Source organism: Prosthecobacter sp. (assembly GCF_046154365.1).
GTDB lineage: Bacteria > Verrucomicrobiota > Verrucomicrobiia > Verrucomicrobiales > Verrucomicrobiaceae > Prosthecobacter.
Genome location: NZ_JBJXFV010000048.1, coordinates 1 through 6602, shown reverse-complemented (window position 1 = coordinate 6602; position 6602 = coordinate 1). Strand labels below are relative to the sequence as shown.

The 6602-nt window shown below is 62.7% G+C and carries 6 protein-coding genes; all 6 read right to left on the bottom strand.

Translation table 11 applies throughout. The features are described 5' to 3' along the window. Positions 1-206: 206 nt before the first annotated feature. Positions 207-611, bottom strand: coding sequence for an RNA-binding S4 domain-containing protein (locus tag ACKVY0_RS05155; protein WP_409213718.1), 405 nt, complete (start codon positions 609-611; stop codon positions 207-209). Between the two features lie 7 nt (positions 612-618). Beyond that, positions 619-3078, bottom strand: a complete 2460-nt coding sequence (locus tag ACKVY0_RS05150; RefSeq protein ID WP_409213717.1) for a secretin N-terminal domain-containing protein — start codon at positions 3076-3078, stop codon at positions 619-621. A 20-nt stretch (positions 3079-3098) separates the two neighbouring features. After that, on the bottom strand, positions 3099-3917 hold the full coding sequence (locus ACKVY0_RS05145; protein ID WP_409213716.1) for a hypothetical protein: 819 nt from the start codon (positions 3915-3917) through the stop codon (positions 3099-3101). A gap of 14 nt (positions 3918-3931) precedes the next feature. After that, positions 3932-4462, bottom strand: a complete 531-nt coding sequence (locus tag ACKVY0_RS05140) for a hypothetical protein (protein ID WP_409213715.1) — start codon at positions 4460-4462, stop codon at positions 3932-3934. 13 nt (positions 4463-4475) lie between these two features. Then, positions 4476-5687 (bottom strand): hypothetical protein, encoded by a 1212-nt coding sequence (locus ACKVY0_RS05135; protein WP_409213714.1) that lies wholly within the window; start codon positions 5685-5687, stop codon positions 4476-4478. 5 nt (positions 5688-5692) lie between these two features. After that, positions 5693-6602 (bottom strand): general secretion pathway protein GspK (locus ACKVY0_RS05130; protein WP_409213713.1); only part of this gene is annotated, 910 nt, incomplete at its 5' end.

Sequence of the window (6602 nt, the reverse complement as noted above, 5' to 3'; positions counted from 1 at the left end):
CCAGAGCGTGGAGCATCCTGCACACATGCCACATCCGCATTCTGGCGAATGCGGCTACACCGCGTAGCCACGCTCGCCAGAGCGTGGAGCATCCTGCACACATGCCACATCCGCATTCTGGCGAATGCGGCTACACCGCGTAGCCACGCTCGCCAGAGCGTGGAGCCTCCTGCACACATGCCACATCCGCATTCTGGCGAATGCGGCTACTCACCGTGCTCTTCCCAGAACTTCCGCAGGTCACGCAGTTGCTTCTTGTCCGGCTTGGCGATCATCTCATGTGCATGTGGCGTGATCAGCGCACGCTCCCGTCTTGCCTCCGCTGCCTTTTGATAACACTCCGGCGGCGTGAGGTCTTCGCTGAACTCCGGCACGCGGGGTGCGCCGAGCCGCTGTGGTGAAAAGGCGGTCACTCGCAGCTTGAGCCGCAGCTCACCGCGCACGACTTCCAGCACATCCCCCGGCTTCAAATCCCGCGACGCCTTCACCGGCTGACCGCCGATCATCACATTCCCTCGCGCACACGCTTGAGTGGCAATGGTGCGTGTTTTGAAGACGCGGATGTGATGCAGATATTTGTCAGCACGCTGGGTCAGGACTGGGTCGGGCATGGAATTACTACTCTGCCTTCGATCTTTGAAACAGACCCTTGATCCGGCTAAAAATGGACTTCTTCGGCGTCGCCACCGCGCCCGGCGGTGGGAGGAGGTCGTTGGGCTTGTCTGCGCGAGCTGGGATGGCACGCGGGACGATGGTTTCGGGCATGTTTTCGAACTGGAAGGCTTTGTCAAAACTCTCACTGCCATCGCCGATGCGGGCCTGCTCCAGCATGTGGGAGGCTTCATCCGGCAGGATGCGCGGCTGGACGAAGATCATCATCTCACGCCGTTCTTTGGTGGTGTTGGTGCTGCCGAAGAGATGCTTGATGATGGGAATGCGCACGAGGAACGGCAGGCCGCTCTTGTTCTTGGTGTCACGTTCGGTGATGAGGCCGCCGAGCATGGCGGTGGCACGGTCAGGGACGATGAGGCTGTTCTGCATGCCCTGCTCAGAGATGTTGGGCACGCGGTTGCCGCTGATGGTGGTGAAGCCGGAGACGTCGTTGTTCTGCTGTTTGAATTCGAGCATGACTTCGTTGTCATTGTAAATGTGCGGCGTGATGTCGAGCTGGAGGCGCACGGGAATGTACTGCGTAGTGCTGGTGAAGCCAAGACCGCCAACACCGCCGGCGCCGTTGGTGTAGGTCTGCCCGGCGATGGCGATCTGCTGGCCGATGTAGATGCTGGCGGACTGATGATTGAGCGCGGTGATGGTGGGCTTCTGCAGCACATGGAAGCGCCGGGTGCTTTCGAGGGTCTGGAGGAAGATGTTGAGGTTTTTGTTGATCTGACCGTAGGCGGTGAGGCCGCTGAGCGCGGAAGGTCCGCCGGCACCGAGGAAGCCCGCGATGTCCCTCAAGTTGGATGGATTGGCAAAGGCGGTGCCTTGTGTGTTGAGCACACCACCGACGAGACCGTCACCACCGGCCTGCTTGAGTGTTTGAATCCAGTCGAGACCAAAGTTGAAGTCGTCGCCAAGCGTGAATTCGCCGATGATGGCGGAGAGCAGGATCTGGCGTGGGCGCACATCCAGCTCATCGGCCAGTTCTTCGAGGGCCTTGATCTGCTCCGGCGGGCCGCTGGCGAAAAATTTCGAGCTGGCGGGATCGGCAATGACCAGCGTGTTGCCGATCAGCACGCTGATGGGCTTTTTGGTGACTTCCAGGGGCGTGCTCGATCCTGAACCGAAGGAACTCGAACCCGACATCCCGGAACCAAGACCACCACCGAGACTGGAGCCCATGCCTGAATTGGAGCCGAAGGCTGAATTGGAGGTGTTGCTGCCAAAAGTGTTGCTGGTTGGCGTCGCGGGGGTGTTCTGCTGGGGGATGCCGCTTTGACCGGTGCCTTTGGCATTTCTCTGAAGAGCCTTTTCGGCGATGCCCAGAAACACGGTGAGATCGAGGTACTTCAACTTGCGTGAGAAATACCGTGTGGAGGTGGACTCGGCATCGAGTTCAAGCACGAGGCGTTCAATCTTTTGCATGTCCACCGGACGTGCGACGATCAGCAGGCTGTTGGTGCGTGCAATGGCCTGAATGATGGGTTTGGAAGCCTCGGGGCTGACACCTCCGGCAGCACCACCGATTGAAGCCGCTGTCCCGCCGGCTGCCACTGCTCCAGGAGCCCCCCCAAACGCTGGTGCCTGACCAGCAGCACTGCGGAGCGCACCGCCGCCGCCGCTACCGCTGCCGCCGAGGCCCAAGAAGGCGTTGAGCTGCTCAACGACTTCGGTGGCCTCTGAACGCTCTAAGCGGATGGTCTGCTGGACGGTTTCCATGGGCGGCACGTCCACCTGCTTGGCGAGATCGAGGTAAGCCCGAATGGTCTGTGAGGCTTCGGTGATCACCAAGGCCCTGGCATTCGACATGGCGAGGATTTTGCCATACGGATGCAGCGGGATGAGCTGCTGGAAAGCGGTGGAGGCTTCTTCGGCCTGTAGATTGCTGAGTTCGATGACATGGGAGACCACCTGGTCACTGTCGGGCAGGTCGGCGGCGCGCAGAATCATCGGCACGCCCTGTGACGAAGGCGAGGTGCCCTGCTCGGCGGCGACGAGCTTGAACAGATCCGCCCCGCTGGGAACCAGCGCATAGCCGTGCATTAGCAGGCCTTTTTCGATGATGGAGCGGTACTCTTCATCACTGAACTCGCCGGGCACTTCGATGGTGACGGTGGCACTTTCGAGGCCGCGGTCTTTGAGCACGCGGCGGCCCGTCACCCGATAGTATTCGCCCAGGACTTCAGCGAGCGGCGTGGCGGTGAAGCCGATGGCGTTTTTGCCGGAGGCCGGCGGTGGCGCGGCGGCAGGCGGAGCCGGTGCGTTTATGGGAGCGCTTGCCGGCGCGGGCAGGAGTGCATCTGCGTTTGCCGGTCGGATCCGCTGCGGCGGGACAGGAGCGTTCTGCGCCGCCAGGAACCCGGGAACCATGCACAGGACGGCGGCGCAGAGCAGGTCGATTTTACAGGTCAATTTCATGATGACGGCGGAGCGGATGTTCATGGCGGAAGCGCGGACTCATTGACCACGGGTGAGATCAAACGGCGCCGCACCGGCACCGGAGAGGTGTTGGGATTGCCCGCCTGTGAAACAAGAGAGGTGGAAGGCGTGGTGCCCGGCTGCGTGCCGATGGAAACCGTCAAATTCGGATTGCCGCCGGTGCTATTGGCTGCTGGCGAGACCGTGAGCGCTACCGTGCCGGGCTGCGGCACGCCAAGCTGCGACAAGACGGGCTGCGGCGCGGCACCCTGCTGGCCTGGGAGCACGGAAGAGCCACCCACACGAGCCGTGCCAGGCGGAGCAGCCTGGCCTGGCTGGACCGGTGGCTGCGGCATGGGAATTCTGAGAGGAGAGCCAGGCGGCTGACGCATTTGCTGCTGGTGTAGTTGCTGCTGAACCGCGGGTGACTTGGACACCTCGGCAGCGGCCACCTGTTTGAGATAGCTGTCATTGTAGCGGATTTCGGAGGTTTCCGCACCAAGCGTGACTGCGGCGGTGATGTCCTTGCGGCTGCCGCCGAGCGTGACGTGGCCGAGTTGCATGCCGTTGGCGGCCGGCTGACCTTTTTTGAGGCTGATGCGCTCGTTGGTCTTCGTATTGACGATCACGATGGTGGGATTGGCGGTGTCGCCATAGTAGGCACCGATGGCGAGATCCCTGGCAAATGGGGCGTTTTCCACCGCCACCGGCGCGGTTTTCAAGGTGAACGGATTTTTGCTCCAGCCGGTTTCATAGCGCTCCACGGGATAAACTTGGGGCGCGGTGAACACTGCGGCCTCCTCGGCGAGTGCAAATCCGCAGCACAGGATGGCAAGCATGGCCAGGACACGCTTCATGATCCTGCCCCCTCCTGCGGCGTTGCAACGGCGGTGATGGCTGGCGCATGGCGGCGGTTGATGCGCACCGTGGCGATGACCTTGGTTTTGTCTTTGGCATCCGGCACAATTTTCAACTGGGACACCAGCTGGAAGGATGCCGGCGTCAGCAGGCCATGCATCCAGCGGAAGACATCGGGCAGATCGCCGAGGACGGTGAGCGTCACCCCCACTTCATGAAAAAAGGCCTGCCGGGAAGCTTCGTGCAACTGCTGCTTCTGCACCACCAGGTTGTGCTTGCCCGCTGCGGCCAGCATTTCTTCGAGCAATTTCTCGCTGGCCTGGCTCTCGCTCGTCATGGTGGGCTGATTGGCCTGCAGCCAGTCAAGACGCTGCTTCCACAGCCCGGCCTCGGCCAGCATCGCCTGCGCCTCCATCTGCTGCAGTTCGAGCGACTGTTCCCGCCGCTCAATGGCATGCTGTCGGCCCAACAGACGCTGCGTCAGGATGGCACCGCCGGCTAAGGCGGCCAGCACGGCCAGAATCATGAGCAGCCGACGTTCACTGGCCTTCATGCGCAGATCCTCCGCTGAGTGTTCCTTCGGCGCGGAACTCCGCGCGGTTGTCCTCACGAATCGCCGGCACGGGGAAATTCCAGTGGTAGCGCTGCAATGGCTCGCATGCGACCAGCCGGTCCTTGAATCCGAGCGCGTGATTGACGGTCGTCGCCTCGCCGCTCACGATGAGCCTGCCGTCCGCGATTTGAAACTCCTTCAAACGAATGCCTTCGTTCGGCAGCAGTGACACGATTTGGTGGAACAGCTCCACCGGATACAGGTCGGGGTTGATCGCGCCCTCCATCTCCAGCCAGTGTCCTTGTGCCTCGCGCACGAGATCGATCTCCGGCTGCGTGGCGGCCATTTGCAGGTCCGTTTGATTCAAACGCGACTCACGCCATTGCAGGCGCAGCCACCAGGCCCCGAAGAAGCACAGGTAAACCAGCGCCGCCGTCGCCAGCAGCAGCAACTGCCGCTGCTTGAGCCGTTGTTGCTGCCGCAGCGCCGCCACCTGCGCCGGCAGCAGGCCGCTGGCTGCTGCGGGAAGCCGTGGGTCAGGCCGTGGTTCCTTGATGACGTCGGCCTCTTCAAACAAACAGGCCAGTTGCGGAGCGAAATCCGTCTCGCAGCGCGTCCACACATGAATGGCGGCGATCGCGTCGATGAAACCGTGAGTTTGCAGCGCGGCGGCCAAGTCGCGCAGTTCAAAGGCCGCGTCCGCATCCAGCCGGCGCGAAGTAAGCACGGTGACGTGCAGCAGTTGCGCCTCACGCGTGAACGCCACCACCTGACGCCCCAGCTCCTGCCACACGACCAGCCCGTTGTCCGGCAGCGGCAGCATGCGGGCGCTGGGTTCAAATCCTGCGGCACGGGAGTTCTCCCAATCGGGACCGGCGGCTTCCGCCGCGAGCGCCAGCGTGGCCACGAGCACCTGTTTGCCCTTGCGCGTGACCGGCCAGTGCGCCCACAACTGCGCCCCGCCGGCGTTGGTCAGGCCAAAGCCCTCCCAGCGCAACGCCACGGCCTCGGCGGGTGAGTCGGCAAGGTTGAGAGACCAGAACGGCGCACTGTCAAAGGCGATGGTTTCGACGCCCATCACGCCGCCAGCGGCAAACTCGCCACGCTTCCAGACGCCGTCGGCGCCGCAAGTCCATGACTCCCTAGCAGCTTCACCTGGGAAGCTGAGCGCTGATAACGCTGGACGTTGAAACGGCATGATCATCAAAGTTGGCGTGCTCCTTCCACAGGAAATTCGCGCCACTCGGTGATGCGTGGCGTGCCTTCATTCTTGCGCACCAGCACCGCGATCCCACAGCGCGCATCCCCCGCCGTACCGATGCTTTCGATGCGCAGCGTCGTGCCATGCAGCGTCAGCAACGGCGTGATTTCCGCCGCCTGCTGTCCGGCCAGGCCCAGCAGCGCCAGCGCCTCCTCGAGACTTGCCAACGGCATATCATCCTCCGTTTGCGGCAGTTCATCCAGCCCGCTGCGCTTCTGCACGAGCTGTTGCGCATTTTCCAGCGACGCCCCCGTCGCAGCGGCGAGGACTTCGGCGGAGGCCATGTTCACATCCAGTTGCCCATTGCCGCGCAGGGTGAAAAAAGAGCGCCAGTCCGGCTTGGCGGCCTGGATTTCATCCGCACGCAGCATCAGATCGACTTCGTCAAGGCTGAGCAGTTGGCGATTCAACGGCCGGTCGGGAAACCCCATCATGGCGTAATCGAGTTTCTCCGCGCTGTCGGGCCGACGTTTCAGGTCATCCGCATCCGTCCAGTCCATCAGCGTCGCCGCGAGGCTCTGGGCATCCGCCGGAGAAATGCCCCACGCGGCAAAGATGCGCTCCAGCAGCGGCAGGCGCTCCTCCGTGAGCAGCGCATTCAGGTTCAGCCTGCTTTCCTCCGTGCTGAGGATCACTTCAAAGCGCTCGATGCCCGACACCTTTCGCCGCAACAGCGGATCGCCCGGCTGGATCATCGGATGCGCGGCCACCGCCACGCCCATCTCCGCCAGTTGGCGTGCGCGCATCACGCCCTGCCGCGCCTGCTGCATGTCGCCATGCTGTTTTGAAATGGAAACAGCCGAAACGATGAGAAACGACAGCACCGCCACCAAGCACAGCACCGCGAGCAGT